21 protein-coding genes are annotated in these 26621 nt (G+C 73.1%); 9 read left to right on the top strand and 12 right to left on the bottom strand.

The features are described 5' to 3' along the window. Nucleotides 1-108 precede the first annotated feature (108 nt). From EAO71_RS15370 to EAO71_RS15380, 3 genes are all read right to left on the bottom strand, one after another. A complete protein-coding gene (locus EAO71_RS15370; protein ID WP_147978240.1) occupies nt 109-291 on the bottom strand; it encodes a Trm112 family protein in 183 nt (60 codons plus the stop codon). 117 nt (nt 292-408) lie between these two features. Beyond that, nucleotides 409-1776 carry a phosphomannomutase/phosphoglucomutase gene (locus EAO71_RS15375; protein ID WP_147978241.1) on the bottom strand — a complete coding sequence of 456 codons (1368 nt, stop codon included), beginning with the start codon at nt 1774-1776 and terminating at the stop codon, nt 409-411. Between the two features lie 132 nt (nt 1777-1908). Then, a complete protein-coding gene (locus EAO71_RS15380; RefSeq protein ID WP_147978242.1) occupies nt 1909-2382 on the bottom strand; it encodes a DUF3499 domain-containing protein in 474 nt (157 codons plus the stop codon). 264 nt (nt 2383-2646) lie between these two features. On the opposite strand from EAO71_RS15380, the gene EAO71_RS15385 reads away from it, so the two are divergent. Then, nucleotides 2647-3171 carry a metallopeptidase family protein gene (locus EAO71_RS15385; protein ID WP_261992146.1) on the top strand — a complete coding sequence of 175 codons (525 nt, stop codon included), beginning with the start codon at nt 2647-2649 and terminating at the stop codon, nt 3169-3171. 136 nt (nt 3172-3307) lie between these two features. Here the strand turns inward: EAO71_RS15385 and EAO71_RS15390 are convergent, their stop codons facing one another. The 3 genes from EAO71_RS15390 to EAO71_RS15400 all read right to left on the bottom strand — a co-directional run bounded on the left by EAO71_RS15390 (nt 3308) and on the right by EAO71_RS15400 (nt 8996). After that, nucleotides 3308-4852: a DUF5719 family protein gene (locus EAO71_RS15390; RefSeq protein ID WP_147978244.1), complete on the bottom strand. Its 1545-nt coding sequence runs from the start codon at nt 4850-4852 to the stop codon at nt 3308-3310. Further along, on the bottom strand, nt 4849-8535 hold the full coding sequence (locus EAO71_RS15395) for a glycosyltransferase family 2 protein (RefSeq protein WP_147978245.1): 3687 nt from the start codon (nt 8533-8535) through the stop codon (nt 4849-4851). The genes EAO71_RS15390 and EAO71_RS15395 overlap by 4 nt, the downstream gene beginning before the upstream one ends. Nucleotides 8536-8732: 197 nt before the next feature. After that, nucleotides 8733-8996 carry a WhiB family transcriptional regulator gene (locus tag EAO71_RS15400; protein ID WP_015033978.1) on the bottom strand — a complete coding sequence of 88 codons (264 nt, stop codon included), beginning with the start codon at nt 8994-8996 and terminating at the stop codon, nt 8733-8735. Between the two features lie 666 nt (nt 8997-9662). On the opposite strand from EAO71_RS15400, the gene EAO71_RS15410 reads away from it, so the two are divergent. Genes EAO71_RS15410 through EAO71_RS15420 form a run of 3 tightly spaced genes read left to right on the top strand, consistent with a single transcriptional unit; the run spans nt 9663 to nt 12524 of the window. Continuing rightward, on the top strand, nt 9663-10172 hold the full coding sequence (locus EAO71_RS15410; protein ID WP_147978246.1) for a cysteine dioxygenase: 510 nt from the start codon (nt 9663-9665) through the stop codon (nt 10170-10172). Between the two features lie 13 nt (nt 10173-10185). Beyond that, nucleotides 10186-11142 carry a 2-phospho-L-lactate transferase gene (gene cofD, locus EAO71_RS15415; RefSeq protein ID WP_147978247.1) on the top strand — a complete coding sequence of 319 codons (957 nt, stop codon included), beginning with the start codon at nt 10186-10188 and terminating at the stop codon, nt 11140-11142. Then, nucleotides 11139-12524, top strand: a complete 1386-nt coding sequence (locus tag EAO71_RS15420) for a coenzyme F420-0:L-glutamate ligase (RefSeq protein WP_147978248.1) — start codon at nt 11139-11141, stop codon at nt 12522-12524. Before cofD ends, EAO71_RS15420 begins: the two co-directional genes overlap by 4 nt. A gap of 85 nt (nt 12525-12609) precedes the next feature. Here the strand turns inward: EAO71_RS15420 and EAO71_RS15425 are convergent, their stop codons facing one another. The 3 genes from EAO71_RS15425 to EAO71_RS15435 form a co-directional block, all read right to left on the bottom strand. Next, nucleotides 12610-13644, bottom strand: a complete 1035-nt coding sequence (locus EAO71_RS15425) for a DNA-3-methyladenine glycosylase family protein (protein WP_147978249.1) — start codon at nt 13642-13644, stop codon at nt 12610-12612. A gap of 203 nt (nt 13645-13847) precedes the next feature. Beyond that, nucleotides 13848-14930, bottom strand: coding sequence for a mannose-1-phosphate guanylyltransferase (manB, locus tag EAO71_RS15430; protein WP_147978250.1), 1083 nt, complete (start codon nt 14928-14930; stop codon nt 13848-13850). 112 nt (nt 14931-15042) lie between these two features. Continuing rightward, nucleotides 15043-16485, bottom strand: a complete 1443-nt coding sequence (locus tag EAO71_RS15435) for a peptidoglycan recognition protein family protein (protein ID WP_147978251.1) — start codon at nt 16483-16485, stop codon at nt 15043-15045. A 137-nt stretch (nt 16486-16622) separates the two neighbouring features. On the opposite strand from EAO71_RS15435, the gene EAO71_RS15440 reads away from it, so the two are divergent. The 4 genes from EAO71_RS15440 to EAO71_RS15455 all read left to right on the top strand — a co-directional run bounded on the left by EAO71_RS15440 (nt 16623) and on the right by EAO71_RS15455 (nt 22585). Further along, nucleotides 16623-17375 carry a TIGR03089 family protein gene (locus tag EAO71_RS15440; RefSeq protein ID WP_147978252.1) on the top strand — a complete coding sequence of 251 codons (753 nt, stop codon included), beginning with the start codon at nt 16623-16625 and terminating at the stop codon, nt 17373-17375. A gap of 180 nt (nt 17376-17555) precedes the next feature. Continuing rightward, complete coding sequence (locus EAO71_RS15445) at nt 17556-18764, top strand: LCP family protein (protein WP_399759076.1); 1209 nt, start codon at nt 17556-17558, stop codon at nt 18762-18764. A gap of 232 nt (nt 18765-18996) precedes the next feature. After that, complete coding sequence (locus EAO71_RS15450; RefSeq protein ID WP_147978254.1) at nt 18997-20814, top strand: LCP family protein; 1818 nt, start codon at nt 18997-18999, stop codon at nt 20812-20814. A 310-nt stretch (nt 20815-21124) separates the two neighbouring features. After that, the gene (locus EAO71_RS15455) at nt 21125-22585 is read left to right on the top strand and encodes an LCP family protein (protein WP_261992238.1); all 1461 of its coding nucleotides are present in this window, start codon (nt 21125-21127) and stop codon (nt 22583-22585) included. Between the two features lie 210 nt (nt 22586-22795). Here the strand turns inward: EAO71_RS15455 and EAO71_RS15460 are convergent, their stop codons facing one another. Further along, nucleotides 22796-23815 (bottom strand): glycosyltransferase family 2 protein, encoded by a 1020-nt coding sequence (locus EAO71_RS15460; protein WP_147978255.1) that lies wholly within the window; start codon nt 23813-23815, stop codon nt 22796-22798. A 168-nt stretch (nt 23816-23983) separates the two neighbouring features. Between EAO71_RS15460 and EAO71_RS15465 the strand changes: the two genes are divergently transcribed. After that, nucleotides 23984-25450 carry an LCP family protein gene (locus tag EAO71_RS15465; protein ID WP_261992147.1) on the top strand — a complete coding sequence of 489 codons (1467 nt, stop codon included), beginning with the start codon at nt 23984-23986 and terminating at the stop codon, nt 25448-25450. A 110-nt stretch (nt 25451-25560) separates the two neighbouring features. Here EAO71_RS15465 and EAO71_RS15470 read toward each other — a convergent pair whose 3' ends face one another. Together EAO71_RS15470 and EAO71_RS38820 are read right to left on the bottom strand one after the other, a co-directional pair. Beyond that, nucleotides 25561-26094 carry an acyl-CoA thioesterase gene (locus EAO71_RS15470; protein ID WP_147978256.1) on the bottom strand — a complete coding sequence of 178 codons (534 nt, stop codon included), beginning with the start codon at nt 26092-26094 and terminating at the stop codon, nt 25561-25563. After that, the coding region (locus EAO71_RS38820; protein ID WP_261992148.1) for an LCP family protein at nt 26091-26621 on the bottom strand (531 nt) is incomplete at its 5' end. The genes EAO71_RS15470 and EAO71_RS38820, both read right to left, overlap by 4 nt.

Raw genomic sequence — 26621 nt, forward strand, 5'->3', positions numbered from 1 at the left:
CGCAAGGCGGAGGGTCGCTCTCGTACTGGGCGTACTCGGGCGATCCCGACAACGCAGCAGAAGCATCTGCGAGGCGTCGCGGGGCGGGCGGGACCTTCGCAACGCGCTCTAGGCCGGGCGGCGGGCCTCGTCGACGAGGAGGACCGGGATGCCGTCGCGGACCGGGTAGGCCAGGCCGCAGTCGTCGCCGGTGCAGACGAGCTCGGGGGTCTCGGCCGCCGTGCGGTCGTCCAGCGGCGCGTGGCAGGCCGGGCAGGCGAGGATCTCCAGGAGGCCGGCTTCGAGCGGCATGAGGTGGTCCCTTCGAACAAACGGTGGTGGTGCTGCCCTTTGGGCCAGGTCAGCCTACCGCCGGGGGGCGGGGCGCGCGGCTCGGCGCCCGGCCCGTCCCCCGGCGGGAGAGCGGGGTCAGTCGGTCGCGCGGACCAGGGCCAGGACCTCGTCGCGGAGCTTGGCCATGGTGGCCTCGTCGCGGGCCTCGATGTTCAGCCGGAGCAGCGGCTCGGTGTTGGAGGCGCGGAGGTTGAACCACCAGTCCTCGGCCGTCACCGTCAGGCCGTCGAGCTCGTCGAGGGTGACGTCGTCGCGGGAGGCGTAGGCGGCCTTCACCTTCGCGGCGCTGGCGGCCTGGTCGGCGACGGTGGAGTTGATCTCGCCGGAGCTGCTGTAGCGGTCGTACGCGGCGGTCAGCGCCGACAGCGTGCCGTCCTGGCCGCCGAGCGCGGCGAGGACGTGCAGCGCGGCCAGCATGCCCGTGTCGGCGTTCCAGAAGTCCTTGAAGTAGTAGTGCGCCGAGTGCTCGCCGCCGAAGATCGCGCCCGTCTTCGCCATCTCCTCCTTGATGAAGGAGTGGCCGACGCGGGTGCGGACGGGGGTGCCGCCGTTCTCGCGCACGACCTCCGGGACGGACCACGAGGTGATCAGGTTGTGGATGACCGTGCCGCCGGGGGTCTTCGCCAGCTCGCGGGCGGCGACGAGCGCCGTGATCGCGGACGGGGAGACCGGCTCGCCGCGCTCGTCGACGACGAAGCAGCGGTCGGCGTCGCCGTCGAAGGCGAGGCCGAGGTCGGCGCTCTCGGCGCGGACGCGGGCCTGGAGGTCGACGATGTTCTTCGGGTCGAGCGGGTTGGCCTCGTGGTTCGGGAAGGTGCCGTCCAGCTCGAAGTACATCGGCACCAGGTCCAGCGGGAGACCCGCGAAGACGGTGGGGACCGTGTGGCCGCCCATGCCGTTGCCGGCGTCCACGACGACCTTGAGCGGGCGGATCGAGGTGAGGTCGACGAGGCCCTTGAGGTGGGCGGCGTAGTCGTCGAGGGTGTCGCGCTCGGTGACCGTGCCGGCGGTGGCGGCGGCCTCGGGCGCGCCCTGCTCCGACCACTGCTCGACGAGGGCGCGGATGTCGGCGAGGCCGGAGTCCTGGCCGACGGGGGCGGCGCCGGACCGGCACATCTTGATGCCGTTGTACTGGGCGGGGTTGTGCGAGGCGGTGAACATGGCGCCCGGCAGGTTCAGCTGCCCGGACGCGAAGTACAGCTGGTCCGTCGAGCAGAGCCCGATCAGGGTGACGTCCGCGCCGAGGCGGGCCGCGCCGCGCGCGAAGGCGGACGCCAGGCCGGGCGACGAGGGGCGCATGTCGTGACCGATGACGATCGCGTCCGCGTCCGTCACCCGGACGAACGCGGCGCCGAAGAGCTCCGCGAGCGTCTCGTCCCACTGATCCGGCACCACCCCGCGGACGTCGTACGCCTTCACGATCTGCGACAGATCAGCAGCCACGGAACAACCCTCCTGAGTTCTCGGCACGCGTATGCGGCGCGTGTACGGAGCGCCCAAACTACCCGGGCGCGGTCCGCGGACCGCAGACCGAGGGGTCGGTACCGGCGTGAAAAGGAGGTTCCGGGCGTCCGGTCAGGAGTCGGGGGAGCGCAGGACGCGCAGGTGCCCGCGGCGTCCGATCTCCACCGGGTCGCCACCACGGCCGCCCTTGCCGCCCGCCTCGGCCGCCCGCTCCTGGGGGCGGGCCGCCTCGCGTACGGCGTTGGCGAGGGCTTCGAGGTCGTCGCCGCTCGGGCGGGTCGGGGCCGACCCGTCGGTGAGCCGCACGACGTCCCAGCCGCGCGGGGCGGTCAGACGCTCGCTGTGTTCGGCACACAGGTCGTAGCAGTGGGGCTCGGCGTAGGTGGCGAGCGGGCCGAGGACCGCAGTCGAGTCGGCATAGACGTACGTCAGTGTCGCGACGGCAGGGCGGCCGCACGCGGTGCGCGAACAGCGACGTACAGGGCTCACGACGTTGGACGGTACCGCACTCTTGAGCGGGCCGCGACGACTCTCCCTCAGGTCACTCCACCGTGTCGCGTTGTGAGGTCCGACACGACCGATCATCGGGCGTCCCCCCTGACCTGCGGGGGAGAACGGGGCCGGAGGCGGGGACCAGAGCCGATTCGGACATCCTTCGGACGCAATCCGGTCAAGGACCGCCAGATGGCCGATCGCGGACATCCGTCGAATCGAGCCCGTGCTTGGCCGGAACGCTCAACAAAGGACAGCTCGGGCGGACGGTCCGCGGCACGGGACCGCGCGGGGACACGGACGGAGCGGAGTCCTCCACGGTCCGTGAGCACCGAGGAGAGTTACGCTGCGTCAGTGATGGACAGTCCTGTGCCGCCGCGCCCCTCCTCCCGCCCGGCCGAGCCGCAATCGGCGGATTCTCACCCGGGCGAGTCCCGTCCGGCGGAGTCCCGCCCCGCGGACGCGCGCCCGGGGACGGGCGAACCCCGGGTGCGCCGCCGCGACCGCCACGGTCGCGGGATGCGCGGCCCGGTCGCGCCGCCGCAGGTCCCGCTGTCCACGAGCCGGGCCGACAGCTTCCGGGACCTGGTCCTGGACTCCGTGGAGCGCCTGGAGCGGCGCTGGCCGCAGCTGGCGGACGTGGAGTTCCTGGTGCTCGACGTGCCGCCCTCGGTGCCGGGCGAGTCGGTGCCGCTGGGCGGTTCGGCCCCCGCCGCGAAGGACGGGCCCGCCCGGGTCGTGGTCTACCGGCGGCCCGTCGAGATCCGCTCCAAGAGCCGCGACGAGCGGGCGCTGCTGGTGCACGAGGTCGTCGTGGAGCAGGTGGCGGAGCTGCTCGGCCTCTCCCCCGAGTCGGTCGACCCCCGGTACGGGCAGGACTGAGCCCCCGGGCGCTCCGCACCGATGTCTGGGCCGGCCCACGATGCCGACCCGGCCGATGGGCAGCAGGCGGAAGCGGCTGCCGGCCCCGCACCACGCCTTCCGGGGCGGGGGCGGGGACGGGGCCGGGCGCCTCGCGTCAGTCGTCGAGGACGGAGAGGTCCTGGCGCGCCGACGGGACCTCGACCGTGCCCCGGTCGTCCGTCAGCGTCTGGACCGTGAACATCTGGATGCCGTTCTCCGGCAGCGCCAGGGTCCGCGCCGCGTGGACCGGTCCGCCGGAGACCGGCTCGACGGTCAGCGCGTAGGTGCCCTTCAGCCCTTCCGGGACCGGGGGCGTGATCGCCGTGGTCGTGCCCGCCTTGACGGTGACGGTCTTCGTGACCGGCGTGCCGCCCTGCGTGCCCGCCGAGGCGGTGACCCTGACGGTGGCCTCGGCGCCCGGCGCGGTCAGGGAGAGCGTCGAGCCGGCCGAGCGGTTGTCGGCGACGGTGGCGCGCGCGGTGATCGCCGCGGCGGCCGGGATGAAGGCGATCTCCTGCTTGTCGCCCTTGCCGCGGACCACGCGCAGTGCGGCGACGACGGGCGTGGCCTTCTTCGGGTCCGACGGGGTGAGCAGCAGCGAGCCGGCCTCGCCCCGGGTGAGGTCCGGCAGGTCGACGGCGGCGGTCATGCCCGACTTCACGTTCAGGGACTGGGCGCTCGCCGGGACGATCGTGCCGCTCGCGCCGGCCAGCTGGATCTTGAGGTCGGCGTCGTCCTCGCCCGGCGCGTACGCGACCAGGCGCACCGAGGTCGCGTCCTTGGGGATGCCGGGCAGCACGAGGCTGCCGGCCGGGTCGGCGGACGCGGGCAGCCAGTCGCTGCCGGCCTTGTCGTCCCCGACGCCGAGGACGRCGCCGACCCGGCCGGTGCGGGTCGTCACGTGGACGGTGACGTCGGCGGCCGGGGACTCGGCGGTGAGCGTGGACAGGAGGACCGGGACGCTGGAGTGGGCCGGGACGGGGATGCCCTCGGTCAGCTGCGACTTGAGGGCGCCCTGCGGTCCGTGGAGCTCGATGTCGGCGACGGCGGCGGTGTCGTCGGGGTTGGTCAGGTGGACGTAGTCCTGGCGCTGCTTGGCCGTGGAGGCGGCCGGGAACCAGAAGTCCGTGTCGGGGGCGGTGCAGGAGACGCCGAGGAGTCCGCGGGCGCCGCCGGCGGGGACCATCGTGGTCTGCTGGACCGTCCAGCCGGGCGCGAGCGTGCCGGTGGCCGTGCCGGTCAGGGCGGGGGCCGCGCCACCGTTCGCCTCGGCTCCGACGGGGGTGCCGGGCTGGGTGACGGTGGCCGGGGCCTTGGCGGTCGTCGGCTTCTTGGGCGGGGTCTCGCCCGGTGCGGCGGCGGCGAGCGGGGCGGGGGCCAGCTCGGCCTTGGCCGCGCCGGGCTTGCCCGTGTCGGCCTTGCCCGTGCCCGTCCCGCCCGCGGCGTCCTTCCCGGCCGGCGTGAAGGACGTGTAGACGGTCTCGGCCACCTCGGACGTGCTCGGCGCGGGGCACAGCAGGCTGGAGCGCTCCACGGGCAGCCGGGCCGGGGCCTTGGCCCCGGCGGAGGACGATCCGTCCGGCGCGGTCAGGGCGGCGAAGCCGGTGACGGCGGCGAGTGCGGTGGCGACCGCGATCAGGGAGAGGGTGGTGCGCTTCACTGGTTGCTGCTCCCGTCGGGACGCTGCTGGGTCTCGGGGCCCTGGCCGTCGCCGTATCCGTAGGTGTACGGGTCGTACGGCTGCTGCGGGTCGTAGGCCTGGGGCTCGTACGACTGCTGCTGCGCGTACGGGTCGTAGGACTGCGGGTCGTACTGCGGCTGCTGCGGGTCGTACTGCGGCTGCTCGTAGCCCTGCTGGGCGGGCTGCTGCGGGTACTGCTGCTGGTACGGGTCGGCCGGGTACTCCTGGTAGTAGCCCTGCTGGGCGTACTCCTGCTGTTGCTGCTGTTGCTGCTGTTGCTGCTGTTGCTGCGCGTACGCGGGGTCGTAGGTGCCGTCCCAGTCCGCGGCCTCGTACGCCTGCTCCGCGGTGGCCTGGGCGGGCACGGGTGCCGGCGCCTGGGCCGGCTCCTCGGCGACGCCCTCGGACGCCTCCGCCTCGGCCGCCTCCGCGGCCGCCCGCAGGCGGCGGGCCCGACGGCCGTCGCCCTCCATGGCCTGGGCGGGGATGACGGCCTCCTCCTCCGGGAGGTCGTCGTCGATCTCCCGGCGGCGGCCCGGCAGGGCGAGGACGAGCAGGACGACGGCGAGGCCGACCTGCGTCCAGATCCACACGGTGTGGGTGAGCGGCTCGTCGTAGGTCAGGTCGAGGCGGCCTCCCTCGGCGGGGAGTTCGAAGCCCTGGGCCCAGCCGTCGAGGGTGGTCGGGCGCAGCTCCTTGCCGTCGAGGGTGGCGGTCCACCGCTCGTCGGCACGGTCGGCGATGCGCAGCACGCGTCCGGCGGGACCCGACGGGATCTTGGTGTGGGCCTCGACCGGCCCGGCTGCGACGGCGACCGGCCGGGCGGCCTCGTCGCCGGGCTTCGCCGCGGGGACGATCGTGGCCCGCGCGACCTCGCGGTCGACGCGCCACAGGGCGCTGCCGTCGAGCTGGCTGAGCCTGCTCAGGCCGGGCGTGGAGTCGAGGACGCGGCCCATCTGGCGCGGCGCGCCGTCCCGTACGAGGACGTACCGGATCGCGAAGCCGCTGAGCTCCTCGGTCTGGTCCGCGCCGGAGCCGGCGACCAGGTGGCCGACCACCTTGTCCAGGCGCGGGTCGCTGCCGGCGGCCACGGCCAGTTCGGCGTCGCCGAGGCGGCCGCCGGAGCCGCGAACCAGGGTGTAGACGACCTCGCCGGACGTGCCCCCGAGGACGAGGGTGCGGGGCTGGTCGCGGGTGCCGCTCTCCTCGGCGACGAAGGCCGGGACCTGGACCGGGTCGCGGCGGGTCAGCGGGCCGTCCGCGCCGGCGATCATCCAGGTCGCGGCGGCGACGACGGGTCCGACGGCCGCGGCGAGGGCGATGAGGGCGGCGACGGGCTGGCGCCAGCCGAAGCCGTGCGCGGCGACGCGGGTGCGCCCGCCCTCGGCGCCGATCATGCCGGCGGTGAGCAGCGCGGCGCCGTAGACCAGGGTGGCCGGGCCGGACCAGCCGGTGCCTCCCGCGCCGTTGGACAGTACGGCGAACAGCAGGCCGGCGAGGGCGGCCGCCCAGGCGACGCGCACGGCGAACCGGCGCTCCTCGCGCAGCAGTCCGGCCAGGGCGGCGAGCACGAAGCCGATGAGGAGGAGGCCGCCGGTGGTGCCCGGGCCGCCGGGGCTGGTGCCCAGCAGGTCGAGGGCGGAGGCGGTGCCCGTCCGGATGTCGAGCCCGGCCTCGCGCAGGAAGGCGGAGGGGCCGGTCAGCAGGCTCAGCGACCAGGGGGCGAGGACGAGGAGCGGGGTGCCGAGGGCGGCCAGGAAGCGCAGGGCGTACGCGGTGATGTCGTCGCGGCGCAGGACGAGGACCGCGATGCCGAGGACGAGGGCGAGCGGCCAGACGATCGGGGTGAACGCCATCGCGAAGGTGAGCAGGAAGGTGTACGCCCAGGTGGCGCGCCAGCTGCCGCGTTCCTCGCCGCGCAGGCCGTGGGCGGCGACGGCCGCGCGCGCGATGAGCGGGAGCAGGATCGCGAGGACGGCGGTGCCGAGGCGGCCGGTGGCGAGCGCTCCGGTCGCGGCGGGCAGGAAGGCGTAGGCGATGGCGCCCCACGCGCGCAGCAGCCGGGACTCGACGACGCCGCGGGCGGCGAAGTAGGCGGTGAAGCCGGCCAGCGGGACCGAGCAGACGAGCAGCAGGGTCAGCGCGAAGGAGGTGGAGCCGAGGAAGAGCGCGGAGAGCGCGGCCAGGACGCCGAGGTAGGGCGGTGCGGTCGGGGTGCCGCCGGTGCCGATGGCGTGCCAGGCGTCGGAGTAGCGCGCCCAGAGGCCGGAGACGGAGTCGGGGGCGGGCAGCAGGGTGCCACCGGCGAGCGAGCCGCCGCCGTACAGGCCGCGGCAGGCGACCACGGAGACCAGCAGGAGCAGTAGGAAGAGGACGGGGCCGGGCTTGCCGGCGATCTTCTTCAGCCGGGCGAACTGCTCGACCTCCAGGAAGTCGGCGTCGTCGCCACCGGGTCCGGACTCGACGGCGCCGTGCCGGGAGCCGCCGGAGTCGGCGTCGGAACCGCCGAAGTGGGAGACGACCTGCTCGGCCGCGGCGCGCACGGTGGCGCCGGGCGGCGGGAAGAGCGGGCGCAGCTCGTCCGGGGCGACGGCGGGGTTCTTGCGCCGCCGTCGGGCGGCGAGGATCCGCTCGGGCCGCAGCAGGGTGCCGAAGAGGCCCATGACCTCGTCGACGGCCTGGCCGGGCACCTTGCCGACGAGGTAGGTCAGGGTGCGCAGGAGGGTGCCGACGACCAGCCGGAGCAGGACGTAGGGCAGGGCCGCGCCGCGGGTGTTGGCGAGGAGCGTGTAGACGGCGCCGGCCTTGTCGACGCGGTGCGGGTTGGCGACCGAGCGGCCGGCGCAGTCGACGGTGCGGCGCTCGCGGGCGGACGCCTCGGCGTGCCGCAGGACGGCGTCGGGGGCGACGAGGACGCGGTGGCCGGCGGCGTGGGCGCGCCAGCACAGGTCGACGTCGTCGCGCATCAGGGGCAGGCGCCGGTCGAAGCCGCCCAGTTCCTCGAAGACGTCGCGGCGCACGAGCATGCCCGCGCTCGACACGGACAGGACGGAGCGGACCTGGTCGTGCTGGCCCTGGTCCTGTTCGCGGCGGTCGAGGCCGGTCCAGCGGCGGCCGCTGCGGGCGATGGAGACGCCGGCTTCGAGCAGCTGCCGGCGGTCGTACCAGCCGCGCAGCTTGGGTCCGACGACGGCGGCGTAGGCGTCCGAGTCGGCGACGCGCAGGAGCTCGGCGAGGGCGTCCGGCTCGGGGGAGCAGTCGTCGTGGAGCAGCCAGAGCCACTGCACGGGTTCGCCGTGCGGGAGTTCGGGCATGTCGTAGGCGTCGTCGCGCCACGTCCTGCTGACCGGGTCCCAGCCGCTGGGGCGCTTGAGGTAGGGGAGTTCCTCGGGTCCGAGCACCGGCGAGGTGCGCGCGGCCTCCTCGACGGCGGCGCCGAAGCCGGTGCGGCGGGCGAGGTGCAGCACGCGGTCGGCGCCGATGGCGTCGGCGACGAGCTGCGCGGAGTCGTCGGCACTGCCGGTGTCGGCGGCGACGACGTTCTGCACGGGGCGTTCCTGGGCGAGCAGCCCGGCGAGGGCGTCCGGCAGCCAGCGAGCGCCGTCGTGGGAGACGAGCACGGCGGTGACGACGTGTCGCGGGAACTCAGGAGTTGAGGACATCGAGGTACGGGCCCTCCGGCCGGGGGGGTCGCCCGCAGAGGGGCGTGGGTGCGTCTCGGACGGGGCCCCACACTAACGGCTGTCATGAAAACGGTCCGCCGCCTGTGGACAGAGCACAGGMGGCGGACCGTTCGTTGTGTACGGGTGTGCGCGGATTGCCGCGCGGTACGGCCGGGTGGGCGGCGAGGGCGGCCGGCTCAGACCGCGGCCTTCTTGAGGCGGCGGCGTTCGCGCTCGGACAGGCCGCCCCAGATGCCGAACCGCTCGTCGTTCTGCAGGGCGTATTCGAGGCATTCGGAGCGGACCTCGCAGGCGAGGCAGACCTTCTTGGCCTCGCGGGTCGAGCCGCCCTTCTCGGGGAAGAAGGACTCGGGGTCGGTCTGGGCGCACAGCGCGCGCTCCTGCCAGCCGAGTTCCTCGTCCGCGTCCTCGACCAGCAGTTCCTGGAACAACTCGGTCATGTGCGCCCCTCGTCCGTCTTCGCGTCCCCGTGGTGTGGCCGTCCTCGATACCGGCCGAACGACACGAGTGAAATTACAAGTTTGTGCTCTGTGCGAGTCAAGCCGGAATCTGCTATTGGGCCCGGTATTCACTCTGCGGAACCAAGGCTATGCGGAAAGTGTTCAAATCACCAAAAACCTGACACATGCCACTGGCCTGGCCGCACCGCTCGCCTTCCCAGGGGAGGACGTCCGACGCGTTGATCTTGTTGCCCTCTCGTCGCGGAAGCGATCGAGATCACAGTCCGATCACAGGACCCCCACCACGTTTAAAGCGCGGATGCTGCGCCTGTCTCCCGCCCCACGGCTGCACAAACCTTTCTCCGGACGCTGCAACCGGATGAGGTGAAACATTACGCCCAAATCGGTCATTGGGTTGACAGTCGGGACTCTCTCCCGCCACCTTTGATGCCATGCCAGCGACCTCAGCGCCCTTCGCGACCCACACCGGTGGGTTCCGCAGCGCTGTCCAGGCGCGCTGTTGCTGTTGTTGTTCCAGCTGTTGATGCCGTCAGCGCTCCAGCTCCCACGCGGTCGATCCCTTCCACGCTCTCCGCGTGCCCCGCGAATCACCTGCGACACCCCCCGCACCTGCACTCCTGCTTCTGCCGAGGAACCACCGCACCCATGAACAGCGACAGCGACCTTCAGATCGCCGGCGACATCCTCGAGGTCCAGCACCTCCTGCAGCCCGCTCGTGAGCACCCCACGACCGTGGCCGAGTTCGCCGGTCTCGCGCGCGCCATCGCCGCCGACCGCGCGCAGTGGGCCCCCCACGTCGAGTACGACGCCACCACCCGCTGGTACCACCGGCTGCGCACCGGCCCCGGCTACGAGGTCTGGCTGCTCTCCTGGGTGCCCGGCCAGGGCAGCGGACTGCACGACCACGGCGCCTCGTCCGGCGTACTGACCGTCCTGCAGGGCGAGCTGACGGAGCGTACGGACCGGGGCGTGCGGACGCTCTCCGGGGGCGCGCAGCGCGTCTTCGCGCCGGGATACGTCCACGAGGTCGTCAACGACTCGCTGGAGCCGGCGATCAGCCTGCACGTGTACTACCCGGGCCTCACCGAGATGCCCATGCACGAGTCGCGCCGGGCGCAGTGCGCCCCGGCGGCGCTGGACGGCGTACCCGCCTGACAGACTGCTGTGCATGCGCATTGTGGTTCTGGCAGGTGGCATCGGCGGTGCACGCTTCCTTCGCGGTCTCAAGCAGGCCGCACCGGACGCGGAGATCACGGTCATCGGCAACACCGGTGACGACATCCATCTCTTCGGACTCAAGGTCTGTCCCGACCTCGACACCGTGATGTACACGCTCGGCGGCGGCATCGACGAGGAGCAGGGCTGGGGCCGCGAGGGCGAGTCCTTCACGGTGAAGCAGGAGCTCGCGGCGTACGGGGTGGGGCCCGAGTGGTTCGGCCTCGGGGACCGGGACTTCGCGACGCACATCGTGCGCACCCAGATGCTGGGCGCCGGCTATCCGCTGAGCGCGGTCACCGAGGCGCTGTGCGCCCGCTGGCAGCCGGGCGTGCGGCTGCTCCCGATGTCGGACGACCGGATCGAGACGCACGTCGCCGTCGACGTGGACGGCGAGCGCCGCGCGGTGCACTTCCAGGAGTACTGGGTGAAGCTGCGGGCCTCCGTGGAGGCGCACGCGGTGGTGCCGGTCGGCGCCGAGGCCGCGAAGCCCGCCCCGGGCGTCCTGGAGGCGATCGCCGAGGCGGACGTCATCCTCTTCCCGCCGTCCAACCCCGTCGTGTCGGTCGGCACGATCCTGGCCGTGCCGGGCATCCGCGAGGCGATCGCCGAGGCGGACGTGCCGGTGGTGGGCCTATCCCCCATCGTCGGCGACGCACCGGTGCGGGGCATGGCCGACAAGGTGCTGGCCGCGGTCGGCGTGGAGGCCACGGCCGCGGCCGTGGCCCGGCACTACGGCTCGGGGCTGCTGGACGGCTGGCTGGTCGACTCCGTCGACCGGGGCGCGGTCGACGACGTCGAGGCGGCGGGCATCCGCTGCCGGGCGGTGCCGCTGATGATGACGGACGTGGACGCGACCGCCGCGATGGCACGCGAGGCACTCGCGCTGGCGGCGGAGGTCCGGGCATGACCGGTCCCGAGGGCGGCTCGCCGGAGGGTACGGCCGCGGCCGGTCCGGCGGACCCCGCCAGGGGCCCCGGCCTGGCGCCGGCGGCCGGTGACGCGTTCCAGGTCCGGGCGCTCGCCGGGCTGCCCGAGGTGCGGCCCGGGGACGATCTCGCCGAGCTGATCGCCGCGGCCGCGCCCGGCCTCGAGGACGGCGACATCCTGCTCGTCACCTCCAAGATCGTGAGCAAGGCCGAGGGCCGGGTGGTCGCCGCCGACGACCGCGAGGCGGCGATCGACGCAGAGACCGTGCGGGTGGTCGCCCGCCGCGGCACGCTCCGGATCGTGGAGAACCGGCAGGGTCTGGTGATGGCCGCGGCCGGGGTCGACGCCTCCAACACCCCCGCCGGCACGGTGCTCCTGCTGCCCGAGGACCCGGACTCCTCGGCCCGCGTGCTGCGCAAGGGACTGCGCGCCGCGCTGGGCGTCGACGTCGGGGTCGTCGTCACGGACACCTTCGGCCGCCCCTGGCGCACCGGTCTGACGGACGTCGCGATCGGCGCGGCCGGGGTGCGGGTCCTCGACGACCTGCGCGGCGGCACCGACGCGCACGGCAATCCGCTCAGCGCGACGATCGTCGCCGTCGCCGACGAGCTCGCCGCGGCGGGCGACCTGGTGAAGGGCAAGGCCTCCGGTCTGCCCGTCGCGGTCGTCCGCGGGCTCGGTCACCTCGTGGACCCCTCGGACGAGGCGGGCGCGCGGGCGCTGGTCCGGGACTCCGTCGACGACATGTTCCGGCTGGGCACCTCGGAGGCCGTACGGGAGGCGGTGGCCCTGCGGCGCACCGTCCGCGAGTTCACCGACGAGCCGGTGGACCCGGGCGCGGTGCGGCGTGCCGTCGCCGCGGCCGTCACGGCACCTGCCCCGCACCACACCACGCCCTGGCGCTTCGTGCTGCTCGAGTCGGCCGGGGCCCGCACGCGGCTGCTCGACGCGATGCGCGAGGCGTGGATCGCGGACCTGCGGCGGGACGGCAGGTCGGAGGAGTCGATCGCCCGGCGCGTGCGCCGCGGCGACGTGCTGCGCAACGCGCCGTATCTGGCGGTGCCGTGCCTGGTCATGGACGGTTCGCACCACTACGGCGACGCCCGCCGGGACGCGGCCGAACGCGAGATGTTCGTGGTCGCGGCGGGCGCGGGCGTGCAGAACTTCCTGGTGGCGCTCGCCGGTGAGCGGCTCGGCTCGGCGTGGGTGTCCTCGACGATGTTCTGCCGTGAGGTCGTACGGGAGGTCCTCCGGCTGCCGGCGGACTGGGACCCGATGGGCGCGGTGGCGATCGGCCATGCCGCGGCGCCGCCGAGGGAGCGGCCGGCGCGGGAGACGGATCGCTTCGTCGAGGTGCGTTGAGGGGTACCCGGCCGCGCTGAACGTGCTCGGGCCGCCTCGGCCGTCCGGCCCGGGGTCCTTCGTGCCGGCGGGCGGCCGCCCCGGCTCAGAGTGCCGCGATGTCGCCCGGGGTCATCCGGGGCGCGCGGCGCGGCGGGGTCCGGCCGCTGAGCAGGACGAGCCGGGCTGCCCGGTGGCGCTGCCCCGCGTACGGGGCCAGGAGTTCCAGCATGGCCGCGTCGTCGGCGGTGCGGTCGCCGGCCAGGGCGTAGCCCACGATGCCGGGCAGGTGGTAGTCGCCGACGGTGACGGCGTCGGGTGCCCCGTTGCTCCGCTGGATCGTCTCGGCCGAGGTCCACGGACCGATGCCGGGGATCAACTCCAGTCGCCGCTGGGCCTGTTCGGGCTCCATCTGGGCGGCCTCCTCCATCCGGCGGGCCACCTTCGCGGCGCGCAGGACCGTGGCGGCGCGCTTGTCGTCGACGCCGGCGCGGTGCCATTCCCAGGAGGGGATCAGGGACCAGGTACGGGCGTCGGGCATGACGTGGAGCTGCGGCGCCCCGGGGCCGGGCGCGGGTTCGCCGTACGAGCGGACGAGCAGGCGCCAGGCGCGGTAGGCCTCGTTCGTCGTGACCTTCTGCTCCAGGATCGACGGGATCAGCGACTCCATGACCAGGCCCGTGCGGGTCAGCCGGAGGCCGGGGCGGCGGCGGTGGGTGGCGGCGAGGAGCCGGTGGCGCGGGGTGAACGCGGCGGGCTCGTCCTCGGCGCCGAGCAGCTGCGGCAGGCCGTCGAGGAGCCAGTCCGCGCCGGGTCCCCACGCCTCGGCCTCCACGACGCCTTCGCCGCGGTTCAGGGCGACGCGCAGCGTGCCGGGGCCCGCGGGCGTCCGGGTGGCCCGCCAGACGGAGCCGTCCGGGGTCGCGCGGAAGGTCGGGTCGGCGGGACCACGGCGCAGGGGGCCGAGGACGAGTCCGAGGTCCGTGGGAGCGGCCGGTGTCCAGCGGCGCGTGGTGCCGGCCGGTGTGGCCGCGGAGCCGGCGGGGGGCGTGGCCCCGCCCCCCGGGCGGGCGGCGGGCACGCCGACGTGACCTCCGCGCACGGTGGTGCGGGTGGTGCGGGGAGCGAAACGGCCGGCCATGGCTACGAGCCTAACGGGGCGGGTGCGGCCCTGTCGGGCGGCGGCGCAGGTCCCCTGCGGCCGGCGCGGTGCCGGTCCGCGCGAGGGCGACCGCCCCGGCGAGGGGCCGCGGCCGCCGGTGGGGCCGTGGCAGTGACAGGGGCCACCGCCGCCGGGAGCGCCGGCGGTCGGTGGCCCCTGTCGGTGACCGTGACGTGGTCCCGCTACTGGTCCGAGGAGAAGCGGACCGATCCGGCCGGCAGCTGTGCGTTGCACCAGACGCGGACGCCGTCGCGCAGTTCGTTGTCCGCGCCGATGTGGGCGCCGTCGCCGATGACGGCGCCCGCCAGGACCGCGCGGGCGCCGATGCGCGCGCCGGCGCCGATCAGGGAGTCGGTGATCACCGCTCCCGGCTCGACCACGGCGCCCGCCAGGACGGTGGAGCCCGTGATGCGGGCGCCTTCGCCGATCACCGCGTCCGCGCCGACGACCGTGCCGCCCGACAGCTTGGCGTCCGCGGCCACCCGGGCCGACGGAAGGGTCAGGCTGTCACCGCAGCGGCCCGGGACCGCCGGCGAGGGGGCGCGGCCGAGGACCAGGTCGGCGGAGCCGCGGACGAAGGCCTGCGGGGTACCGAGGTCGAGCCAGTAGGTGGAGTCGACCATGCCCTGCAGATGCGCGCCCGTGGCCAGCAGCTCGGGGAAGGTCTCGCGCTCCACGGAGACCGGCCGGCCCGCCGGGATCGTGTCGATGACCGAGCGGCGGAAGACGTACGCCCCCGCGTTGATCTGGTCGGTCACGATCTCCTCGGGCGTCTGCGGCTTCTCCAGGAAGGCGGTGACGCGGCCGGTCGCGTCCGTCGGCACCAGGCCGAAGGCGCGCGGGTCGTCGACCCGGGTGAGGTGGAGCGAGACGTCCGCGCCCGAGGACTCGTGCGTGGCGACCAGCGCCCCGATGTCCAGGCCGGTCAGGATGTCGCCGTTGAAGATCAGGACCGGGTCGTCCGGGCCGGAGCGCAGCCGCTCGGCGACGTTGCGGATCGCGCCGCCGGTACCGAGCGGCTCCTCCTCGGTGACGTACTCCAGGCTCAGCCCCATCGACGAGCCGTCCCCGAAGTGCGGCTCGAAGACCTCGGCCAGGTACGAGGTGGCGAGGACGATGTGCTCGACGCCGGCCGCCCGGGCCCTCGCCAGCTGGTGGGTCAGGAAGGGGACGCCTGCCGCCGGAACCATGGGCTTGGGCGTGTTGACCGTCAGGGGCCGCAGGCGCGTGCCCTTGCCACCGACCAGGAGAATCGCTTCTGTCACCTGTCGTCTCTGCTTCCTGTGCGGGGCCGGTTCCTGTTTTCGGGGCCGGTCATATCGCGCGTCCGTGCGATATGACCGGTCAGTTTATGCAGACGCTCAGGCGCCCGGTCCCTCAGCGTCGTCCCTGGTACTTCGCGGAGGTGGTCCGGGCCGTGCCGAGCTTGCTGTAGAGGCGCTTGCCGGGGCACTCCGTGGCGAATCCGTCACGGTGTCCGGAGATGGTGTTGAACTTGACCTTCTTGCCCTTCTTGTAACGGTTTCCACCACCGGAGACGAGATACGTGGTGCCCTTCGGATTCACTCCGTAGAGCCCCAGCTTCCACGCCGTCAGACGCGCGACGGCGGTCACCACGGCGGCCGGCGGGGAGGCCGAACCGTAGGTGCCGAGGACGGCGATGCCCATGCTGTTGGTGTTGAAGCCGCGGGTGTGGGCGCCGAGGACGGCCTTGGCCACGCCTCCCGCGCGGCCCTCGTAGATGTTTCCGCACTTGTCGACGGCGAAGTTGTAGCCGAAGTCACGCCAGCCGCTGCTCTTCACGTGGTAGCGGTAGATGCTGCGCAGGATGGACGGCGCCTGCTTGCAGGTGTAGCGGTTGCCGGTGACGGTGTGGTGGACGAAGGCCGCCTTGACCGACTTGGTGTAGACGAAACCCCGCTCCCGCAGCTTCTCGTCGGCTCCCCACCCCTTGCGGGTGATGATCTTCGGCCGGGGCCCGATGTACGGCTTCGCCGCCGCGGCGCCGGCCAGGGTCGCCTCCGTCCGGGCCCGCGACAGGGCCGGGATCTCGGTCGCGCCCGCCGGAGCGAGTTCGGTGTTCGCCACGGAGCCCGCCGCCTCCGCGGCGGCGGACGTCCGGGTCGCCGCACCGGCGCGGTCCTCCGGGGCGCCCGGCTCCGGGCCGGGGTCGACGAGTTCGAGACGCATCCCGGCCGGGAGTTCCGAGCCCTCGGCGGCCCGGCCCGCCGGCCGCTCCTCGCCGTCCGGCCGCTCGTACGCCTCCGGTCGCACGTCTCCGTCCGGCTGCCCGTACGTCTCCGGGCGCGCCTCGGCGTCCGGCTGCCCGGGCAGCTCCGGCCGGACCCGGATCTCGACCCCGTCGGAGTCGCCGACCCACAGCGGCGCGGTGGACCCGCGGACCGCGCCGGACGCGCCCTCCGCGGTGCCGGGGTCGGCCCCGTGCTCCTCGTTGTGGGTCCCGACGGCCTGCCAGTCGGACCACATGCCCGTTCCGGTGGCCCGGGTGCGGACCTCGACGGTGCCGTGCAGCTCCCGCCGCGCGTCGTCCCAGACGACGCCCACGAGGGAGAAGGGCCTGACGTCCCGTCGGGTCAGCCCCTGGGCCGCGCCGGTGGCGGCGCCGCCCAGCGCTCGTTCACCTCCCCCGAGCGGTCCGAGCGGAAGGGACTGGGTGGACCCGGCGAGCTCCGGTTCCACTCCCGTACTCGCCGCGGGCGGGCCGAGCGACTGGGACACGGCCGGGGTGGCGAGGGTCAGGGGCAGGGTGAGTACCGCCGCGCAGGTGACGGCGATCGAGGAAGAGAGGTAGGCACGCATGTGGCGATCGTCCGCAGCCGCACGCCGTTTCGCATGGCGGGAGGAAGGAGGGAAACTGACGGTGCGTCGGGCCGACCGGAGGACGGCGTCACCGGTACGGCGGCCTTCCGCGGCACCGCCCGCGTACCCTTGCCCGCGTGAACGCCAGCGACCGCACCCCCGCCGACCTGCTGCGATCCGCGCTCGCCGCGGACCCCGCCCGCCCCTTGGTCACCTTCTACGACGACGCCACCGGTGAGCGCGTGGAATTGTCCGTCGCCACCTTCGCCAATTGGGTGGCCAAGACCGCGAATCTGCTCCAGGGCGAGCTGTCCGCCTCGCCCGGCGACCGGCTCGCGCTGCTGCTGCCCGCGCACTGGCAGACCGCGGTGTGGCTGCTCGCCTGTTCGTCCGTCGGCGTGACCGCGGAGCTCGGCGGCGACCCGGCGGACGCGGACTACGTCGTCGCCGGCCCCGACTCCCTCGACGCGGGCCTGGCCTGCTCGGGAGACCGGATCGCGCTCTCCCTCGCCCCGCTGGGCCGCCGCTTCCCGGCGCCGCCCGCGGGATACGCGGACTACGCGGTCGAGGTACCGAGCCAGGGTGACCGTTTCGCCCCGTTCGTCCCGGTCGACGCGGACGCCCCGGCCCTCCTGGTCGACGGTACGGAACTGACGGGCACCCAGCTCGTCGAGCGGGCCCGCGCGGAGGCCGGGGCGCTCGGCCTCGCGCCCGGCGCGCGCCTGCTGTCGGGGCGTTCGTACGACACGTGGGAGGGGGTCTGCGCCGGGCTGTACGCGCCGCTGGCGGCCGGCGCGTCCGTCGTGCTCTGCCGGAACCTCGACCTGCTGGCGCCCGAGGCCCTCGACAAGCGGGTGGAGAGCGAGCGCGTCACCGCGACCGTGGCGTGACGGCCCCGGGGACCACTCGTACGGCGCAGCGACCCGCCGAGTCCCCGGGTCCGCGCGCCTCCTCCGGTACATGATCGGCGGTAGGAATCGCCCTCCGCACAACCAAGCGTCCGGTTCGACCGTCTACCACTGCGACCGGCGGCCGGCGCGCCGCCGACGCCATGAAGGATGGACCCAGACGTGACGGACAGTGCTGGCACGCCCCCCGCACCGGACGACCCGGCAGAGGACGGGACGTCCGGCACCGATGGTGGCACCGGCACCGGGACCCCCGAGGAAGCTCCGCGCCGCAAGCGGCACTGGCTGCGCTGGACGGCGCTCGGGGTCGCGGTGGCCGTCCTCGCCGCCGCCGGTGTCGGCTGGTGGTTCTACCGCAAGCTGGACAACAACATCACCACCGACACCACGGCCGCGGACGAGCTGCTGCGGTACGAGAAGGAGCGCCCGACGCACGCCGCCGGGTCGGCGCAGAACATCCTGCTCATCGGTTCCGACACCCGGGCGGGCGCCGGCAACACCAAGTACGGGCAGGACAAGGGCACCCAGCGGTCCGACACCGTGATCCTGCTGCACATCGCGGCGGGGCGCTCCAGCGTCACGGCCGTCTCCATCCCGCGGGACCTGATGGTGCGGCTGCCCAGCTGCCGCAAGCCGGACGGCACCCGCACGCGGGAGCAGTTCGCGCAGTTCAACTGGTCGTACGAGTTCGGCGGCACGGCGTGCACGATCCGCACCGTCGAGCGGATGACCAAGATCCGGATCGACCACCACATGGTGATCGACTTCCGGGGCTTCAAGAAGATGGTGGACGCGGTCGACGGGGTGCGGATCTGCCTCAAGGAGCCGATCGACGACGACGACGCCCACCTGAAGCTGCCCGCCGGGCAGCACACGCTCAACGGAGAACAGGCGCTGGGCTACGTGCGGGCCCGCAAGTCCCTCGGCAACGGCAGCGACACCGAACGCATGGACCGCCAGCAGCAGTTCCTGGGGGCCCTGGTCAACAAGGTGCAGAGCAACGGCGTCCTGCTGAACCCGGCCCGGCTCTATCCGGTGCTGGACGCGGCGACCAGGTCGATCACGACGGACCCGGGGCTGGACTCGCTGCGGGACCTGTACGACCTGGCGCGCACGATGCGGAGCGTGCCGACGGAGAAGGTGCAGTTCCTGACCGTGCCGCGGCGGCCCTATACATATGACGCGAACCGGGACGAACTCGTACAGCCTGCGGCAAGTCAACTCTTCAAGCGGCTAAGGGAGGACAAGCCGGTGGCGGTGACCTCGGGGAGCCAGAGGCAGGCCGCTCCCCCGCGTGCGGGCACGGCCGGTCCGACGCCGGCGCCGACGTACTCGGGGCGGAACGCGGCGGAGCGTGTGTGCTCCTCGTGAGGGGTGAGTAAAGCGCAGTCCAAGGGGAGGGTGATGACGTATGAGGTTTGGGCAAATTGCCCGGTTGTAAGGGGCGTGGAATTTGTCACTGGCGTCGCCCTGCGCTGAACTGGGCGGATAGTGTGACGCGACCCGGTGCGCCGACCCAGGCGTCGCGCACTCAACGGATCGAACGACCGAGCGCCGACGGGGAAGGCGCCTCGCGTGGCACCGACGGAGGATTCAAGTAACCGTGGACGCGCACAGCCGTGGACGGGCGGACGAGATCGACCCCGCCGACCAGTGGGTACTCAACCCGCAGACCGGCAACTACGAACTGCGACTGAACCACTCCGGTGGGCAGTCGGCACCCCAGTCCCGCTCGCACGGCGCCACCCCTCCGGGCCCGAGGACTCCCGGCCGGGGACGGCCCGCGGAGCCCGGCCGCACGCCCGCGCAGGGTCGCGGCGCCGAGCCGGGCCGGACCGGTGAGCGGGGCCGGACCGCCACGGAGGCGCCCGTACCGGGGCAGCGCCGTCGCCGCGCCGCGGAGCCGCCCGGCGGTCAGCCGTCGCCCGGCCGCCGCCGGGGCAAGCCCGCCAGGACCAAGGCGGGCAGGAAGAAGAAGGTGCTGCTGTGGACCGGCGGCACCATGGCCGTCGTCCTGGTGGCCGGCGCCACGGCCGCGTACGCGCTGTACAACCACTTCGACGGCAACCTCAAGACGATCGACGTCGGTGACGCCGCCGGCGACCCGTCGATGGACGGGCCGCTCAACATCCTGATCATCGGCAACGACGTGCGCACCGGCGAGGGCAACGAGAGCTACGGGAACAAGGACAACGTCACCGGCCACGCCGACACGACGCTCCTCTTCCACGTCTCGGAGGACCGCACCAACGCGACGGCCGTGAGCATCCCCCGGGACCTCAAGATCAAGATTCCGGACTGCCCCACGAAGCAGCCGGACGGGTCGACCAAGGTCATCCCCGGCTCGGTGGGCACGACGCGCTTCAACGAGTCCTTCGGCGTGAACGGCCGGGACCCGGGCTGCACGATGCGCACCGTCAAGAAGCTCACGGGCGGCGTGGAGATCAACCACTTCATGATGGTGAACTTCAACGCCGTCAAGACGCTGTCGACCGCCGTCGGCGGTGTGAAGGTCTGCCTGAACAAGCCCATCAACGACAAGTCCTACTCCAAGCTCAACCTGCCCAAGGGCGAGCACCGGATCCAGGGCGAGCAGGCGCTGGCGTTCCTCCGGAACCGGCACGGCCTCGGCAACGAGAGCGACCTGGACCGGATCAAGATGCAGCAGCAGTTCCTCGCGTCCATGATCCGGCAGCTCAAGGAGGACACGCTCGACAGTCCGACCAAGCTGTACACGGTCGCGGACGCGGCGACCAAGGCGCTCACCGTGGACCAGGGGATAGGCAGCGCCATCAAGCTGACCAGCCTGGCCAAGGAGCTCGGCAAGATCGACCTGAAGAACATCAGCTTCATGACGGTGCCGGTCGTCGACAACCCCGACGAGCCGCCGAACCGGCGGGCCACCGTCGTCCTCGACCCGAACAAGGCTCCGCAGGTGTTCGGCATGATCGAGAACGATGTCTCGTTCACCGAGGTCAAGAAGAAGCAGCAGGACACCAAGAACGCCCAGGCGCAGGCCGAGGCGAAGCTGCTCCAGGGCCCGCGCGCCAAGGCCGTCGACGTCCGCGTCGACGTCTTCAACGGCAGTGGCATTCAGGGCGCGGCGCAGAAGACGATCGAATGGCTCCAGAACGACCAGGGCGTGAGCAGGTCCACGAACAAGGCCAACGCCCCCGAGAAGGCGGCCAAGACGACGCTCACGTACGCACCGAACCAGGCCGACCAGGCCCGGAAGCTCGCCGACATGATGGGTCTGCCCGCCACGGCGCTGAAGCCGGGCACCGTGGACGCCGGGGAGCGTGAGCCGATGTCGCTGGTTCTCGGAGCCGATTTCAAGGGCGCGGGGGTGCCCATCACCGGTCCGGCAAAGGCGCCGGACGTCGACAAGGTGGAAGCCGACAAGACGGTGTGCGCCCAGTGACCCGGAAACTCCGGGCCGTGGCACACGCCTGAGACGAGGGGGACCAGGGGTGGGACAGAGCAGCGTGCGTAGGGAGGGGACAGGAACGCGTGGGGGCGTTCCGCCCGCTCGCGATCTGGGCTGGGACGAGAGTCTCTACGGCGACGAAGGCGGCACGGACTCCACGGGGGACACCCGCCGGACCGGCGGCGACGCCGACGGCGGCGGCGGGAACTCCGGCGAAGGCCGGACGAGTCACCGGCGCAAGGGACCGCGCGGGCGGGGCAAGAAGAGCGGAAAACGCAAGATACTCCGCTGGGCCGCCGCGACCCTGTCGATCTTGATACTCGCGACGGCCGGTGCCGGGTACCTCTACTACCAGCACCTCAACGGCAACATCCGCAGCGGGAGCCGTGCCGGCGGCGACAGCGGCGTGAAGAAGGCCGAGCCGAACGCGCTCGGCGACACCCCGCTCAACATCCTGCTGATCGGCTCCGACAGCCGCGCCGACGCGAAGAACGTGGCGCTGGGCGGCGGCAAGAACGACCGGGACCGCAAGCCTCTCGCCGATGTCCAGATGCTGCTGCACATCTCCGCGGACCGCAAGAACGCCAGCATCATCTCCATCCCGCGCGACACGGTCGTCAGCATCCCGAAGTGCACGGCCGAGGACGGCACGCCCTACCCCGCCACGAGCAACCGGCCCATCAACGAGACACTGCAGCGCGGTGGCCCCGGTTGCACCCTGACCACCTGGGAGAGCCTCGCCGGGGTCTACATCGACCACTGGATGATGGTCGACTTCGCCGGTGTGGTGTCGATGGCGGACGAGGTGGGCGGCGTCCCGGTCTGTGTGAAGACCGGTGTCTGGGACAAGTCGAACGCGGTCGTGAAGGGCGGCTCGGGGCTGAAGCTTCCGAAGGGCACCACCGAGATCAAGGGCGAGCAGGCGCTCCAGTGGCTGCGCACCCGGCACGCGTTCGGCAGCGACCAGAACCGTGCCAAGGCCCAGCACATGTACATGAACGGCATGATGAAGAAGCTCCAGGAGCAGAACGCCTGGACCGACACCGGGCGCCTCATGGGGCTGGCGGAGACCGCCACGAAGGCGCTCCAGGTCTCCGACGAGATCCGCACGGTGGCGAAGCTCTTCGACCTGTCGATGCAGCTGAAGAACGTGAAGATCGACCGGCTCACGACGGCCACGATTCCCACGGTGGCCTACCCGCCCCGCCCGAACGAGTGGCTCCAGATGGTCCCGGCGTCCGCCGACAAGATGTGGGCGATGGTCCGCGACGACGTCGCCCTCGACAAGAACGGCGACGAGGACCCCGGCAAGTCGGCGACCGCGAAGCCGAAGGGCCCGGCCGCGGCCCCGCCCGGCTCGCTCGACGTCACGGTCGTCAACGGCACCGCCACCGGCGGCCGGGCGGCCGTGGAGCGGCGGGCCAGCTCGATCGCCGCGACGCTCCAGGGCAAGGGCTTCACCGAGGCGGAGGCCTCGCGGACCCAGGAGCCCCGCACGGACTCGGTGGTCAAGTACCCGACGTCGGGCGGCGACCAGGCCAAGTCCGACGCCCAGTCCGTCGCCAAGGCCCTGGGCCTGCCCGACTCGGCGGTCCGGGCCGACGCCAAGACGGAGAACATCACGCTCGTCATCGGCGGCGACTGGCGCGAGGGCTCCACCTACAAGAAGCCGTCGCAGAAGGCGGGCGACCTGCCGGACGGCGCGGACGACAAGGTGGACTGCATGGACGTCTACTCCGTCTACAAGTGGGACGGGAAGAGCTGACGGCTCCCCGCCGACGACGCGACGGCCGGGCCCGGAAGGGTCCGGCCGTCGCCGTCTCCGGCCGGTCCGGCGGCCGGCAAGGGGCCGGCACGAACGCGAGCGGCCACGAGCCGTACCGGCAGACCGGCCCGACCTGCGGCTGAACACACGCCGAGGCCGGCCGGTGCGACGGCACCGGCCGGCCTCGGTCCCTCCGGCACCGCCGGTGGGTCAGACCTGTGTCGTCCGCACGGCCGGACGCCGGCTCGCGATGACCTTCCTCGCCAGGGAGCGCGGGCTCGTCAGGAAGCCGTAGCCCCAGGACATGTGCATCGTCGCCAGGGCCACCGGGATCTGCAGACGGGCCTTCGCCGACAGGCCCTTGCCGGCCGGGATCGAGCCCGCGGTGATCGCCGCGAGGTAGCCCGCCGGGAGGACGAAGCCGATCGGGGTGACCGCGACGCCCACGACCAGACCGGCCGCTATGGCGCACACCGCGGTCGGCGGGGCCAGGTAGCGGAGGTTGATGGAGCCCTGGTGGTAGCGGGCCACCACATGGCGCCAACGGCCGTAGTCCTTGTACTGCTTGGCCAGCGCGCGCACGCTCGGGCGCGGCCGGTACTGGACGCGCAGCTCCGGCGAGAACCAGATCAGGCCGCCCGCCTCGCGTATCCGGAAGTTCAGCTCCCAGTCCTGGGCGCGGATGAACTCCTCGTTGTAGCCGCCCTGCTGCTCCAGCGCCTCGCGCCGGAAGACACCCAGGTACACCGTCTCGGCCGGGCCCGCCTCACCGCCCGTGTGGAAGGCCGCGTTGCCCACGCCGACCTTGGAGGTCATCGCGGCGGCGACCGCCTCTTCCCAGGCGTTCTCGCCCTCGGCGTGCATGATGCCGCCGACGTTCTGGGCCCCGGTCTCCTCCAGGAGACGGACGGCCGTCGCGATGTAGTTCGGCGACAGCATCCCGTGCCCGTCGACGCGGACCACGATCGGATGGCGGGACGCCTTGATCGCCGCGTTCAGGGCGGCGGGCGTACGGCCCGTCGGGTTCGGGACGGTGTGGACGCGCGGGTCCTCGCGGACGAGTTCGGCGGCGATCTCGTCGGTGCGGTCCGTGGACGGCCCGAGCGCGATCACCACCTCCATCTCGCCGTCGTACTCCTGCTCGAGGATGTGGCGGACCGAGTTGCGCAGGTGCCGCTCCTCGTTGAGGACCGGCATGATCACGGAGACGGGCGGCAGGGCGGCGGGCATGACTTCCTCGGGGTCCGGGGGTGGTCCCCCAGGGACAGCGGTACGCCCGCCACGTTACCGCGAATGGGGGACACGGTCGCGCGCCGCGGCGGCGGGTGCGCGCTGGCGCTGATCGTATGGGCCTACGGTGCTCACGGTTCCCTCGTCACACCGCGGAGGTGTCCCCCGGTGCCCCCACCGCCCCGCCCGCCCCGTCCCCGACCGGCCGTCGCGCGCACCGCACCGGCCCGCCGTGTCAGACGGACCGTGCGGCCACGGTGGGGCCTGCGGATGGCGACGACCCTGTCCGTGCTGGTCCTCGGCGCGGGGGGCATCGGGCACGCCCTGGTGACCGGGCTGGACACGGGGATCAACCGGGTCGACCCGTTCAAGGACATGAAGAACCGGCCCCAGGCGGGGAACGGCGTGAACGTGCTGGTCGTGGGCACCGACGGGCGCGACCGGATCACCCCCGAGGAGCGCCGTGCCTACCGGCTGGGCGGGGCGCCCTGCCACTGCACCGACACCCTGATGCTCGTGCACATCTCCGAGGACCGGGAGCGGGCGAGCGTGGTGAGCCTGCCGCGGGACTCGTACGCCGAGATGCCCGAGCACGTCGACGCGACGACGGGCAAACGGCACCACGCGCACCCGGTGAAGCTGAACGCCGCCTACGCCGAGGGCGGCCCCGGTCTGACCGTGCGCACGGTCGAGGGCATGACGGGCGTCAAGATCGACCACTACCTGGAGGTCGACTTCACCAGCTTCATGAAGACCGTCGACGCGGTCGGCGGGGTGAGGATCTGCACACCGCGCCCCATGAAGGACCCGTACACCGGCCTCGACCTGGCGGCCGGCCCCCACGACCTGAACGGCGGGCAGGCCCTCCAGTACGTGCGCTCGCGCCATGTCGACGGCGCGGCGGACATCGCCCGGATGCAGCGCCAGCAGCGCTTCCTCGCCGCGCTGATCCATCGCACGACCAGCAGCGGGGTGCTCCTCAACCCGGTGCGGTTCCGCGAGGTCGCCACGACGATGCTCAACTCGGTACGCGCGGACCAGGGGTTCGGCACGGAGCAGCTGCTGTCGCTCGCCAAGGCGATGCAGGGCTTCACCCCGGCCTCCTCGGAGTTCGTGTCCGTGCCGATCGGGGACATGAGCTTCCCGGTCAAGGGCATCGGCTCGACGGTCAAGTGGGACGCCCCCAGGGCGCAGCGGCTCTTCGAGGCGCTGCGCGACGACCGGCCGCTGACCCCGCGGAAGGCCGACGCCAAGCCGGCCCGGACGGTCGTGGTGGACGTGGCGCCGAAGACGATCCGCGTGCAGGTCTACAACGGGACGCGGACGGACGGCCTGGGCCGCAAGGTGGACGACGCCCTGCGGTCCACGGGCTTCGACACCACGCGCGCCCCGCGCACCGGCGCCGGGCCGCAGCTCGGTCGGACCCGGATCGAGTACGACCCGCGCTGGGACCGCTCGGCGAAGTCGCTGGCGGCCGCGCTGCCGGGGGCGGAGCTGAAGGCGGTGAAGGGGCAGGGCGCGACGCTGCGGGTGACGGCCGGCGCGGACTACCGGAGGGTGGTCGCGGTGCGGGCCGAGGAGAAGCCCACGGGTCGCTTCGACGCGGTGACCGGGGACCAGGTGGTGTGCCCGTGAGAGGTGTCACGCCGGGACGCCTCTCGGCGTGATCCCGGTCGCGGGCCGGGCGGCGGATGCGCCGCCCGGGCTTCCCGGCACCGCGCGGGGCCGGGAAGGGGTCGGGCGGCTCAGTCCTCGTAGCCCTCCGCCACGCGGCGCTCCCGCAGCTCCTTGATCGCGCGGCGGCGGGCCAGTCGGTGGGTGCGACGGATCTGGGCCTCCTGGTAGCGGCGCTTGTCCCGCTCGGTCTCGGGGACCACCGGCGGGACCACACGCGGCTTTCCGTCCGCGTCGACCGCGGCGAAGACCAGGTAGGCGGAGCCGACCTGCTGGGCCGGGGTGGACTCGTTCCAGCGCTCGGCCATGACCCGGACGCCGACCTCCATGGAGGAGCGTCCCGTCCAGTTCACCTGGGCCTTCACATGGAGGAGGTCCCCCACCCGTACCGGCTCCAGGAAGACCATCTCGTCCATGGAGGCGGTGACGGCCGGGCCGCCGGAGTGGCGTCCGGCGACGGCTCCCGCCGCGTCGTCGACGAGTTTCATGATCACGCCGCCGTGCACCGTACCCAGCAGGTTCGTGTCGTGGCTCGTCATGATGTGGCTGAGGGTGGTGCGGGACGCGGAGGTGGGCTTGCCCGGAATATCGCCCTGATCTGTCATGCCCTCCACCTTATGCCGGGTACCGGTGCCGTCCCCTTTGCATCAGCTTGGCAACGGCCTCGACCCGATACTCCACCCACCCTGTCGGTGCCCCCGGAGCGGCCTGCACACTGGACCGCATGAATGACTGGCCCGATGGGCGGAGCAACGATCGCGACCGCGGCTACGGCGGCGCCGAGCCCGAGGGTGCTCGCGTGATGCGCCACGTGCAGCGCCCCCAGGTCCCCCAGCAGCCGCAGCAGCGGCCGCAGTACGACGACGGCTACGGCCAGGCCCCCGGCCAGGGTCGGGTAGAGCTTGAACGGGTTGAGGATCGTGCCCGGCGTCGCCGCCTGGTTGGCCAGGGCCGAGAGGAACTTCTGCTGGTTCTTCGTCCGGGCCAGGTCCGACTGCGCGAACGCGTACCGGGTGCGGACGAAGGCCAGGGCCTGCTCGCCGTTGAGGGTCTGCTCACCGGCCTGGAAGTCGGCGCCGGAGTTCTTGTCCTTGAACCCCTTCTCGATGTTCAGGTCCACACCGCCGAGCGC

Source organism: Streptomyces sp. MS191 (genome assembly GCF_008042125.1).
Taxonomy (GTDB): Bacteria; Actinomycetota; Actinomycetes; order Streptomycetales; family Streptomycetaceae; genus Streptomyces.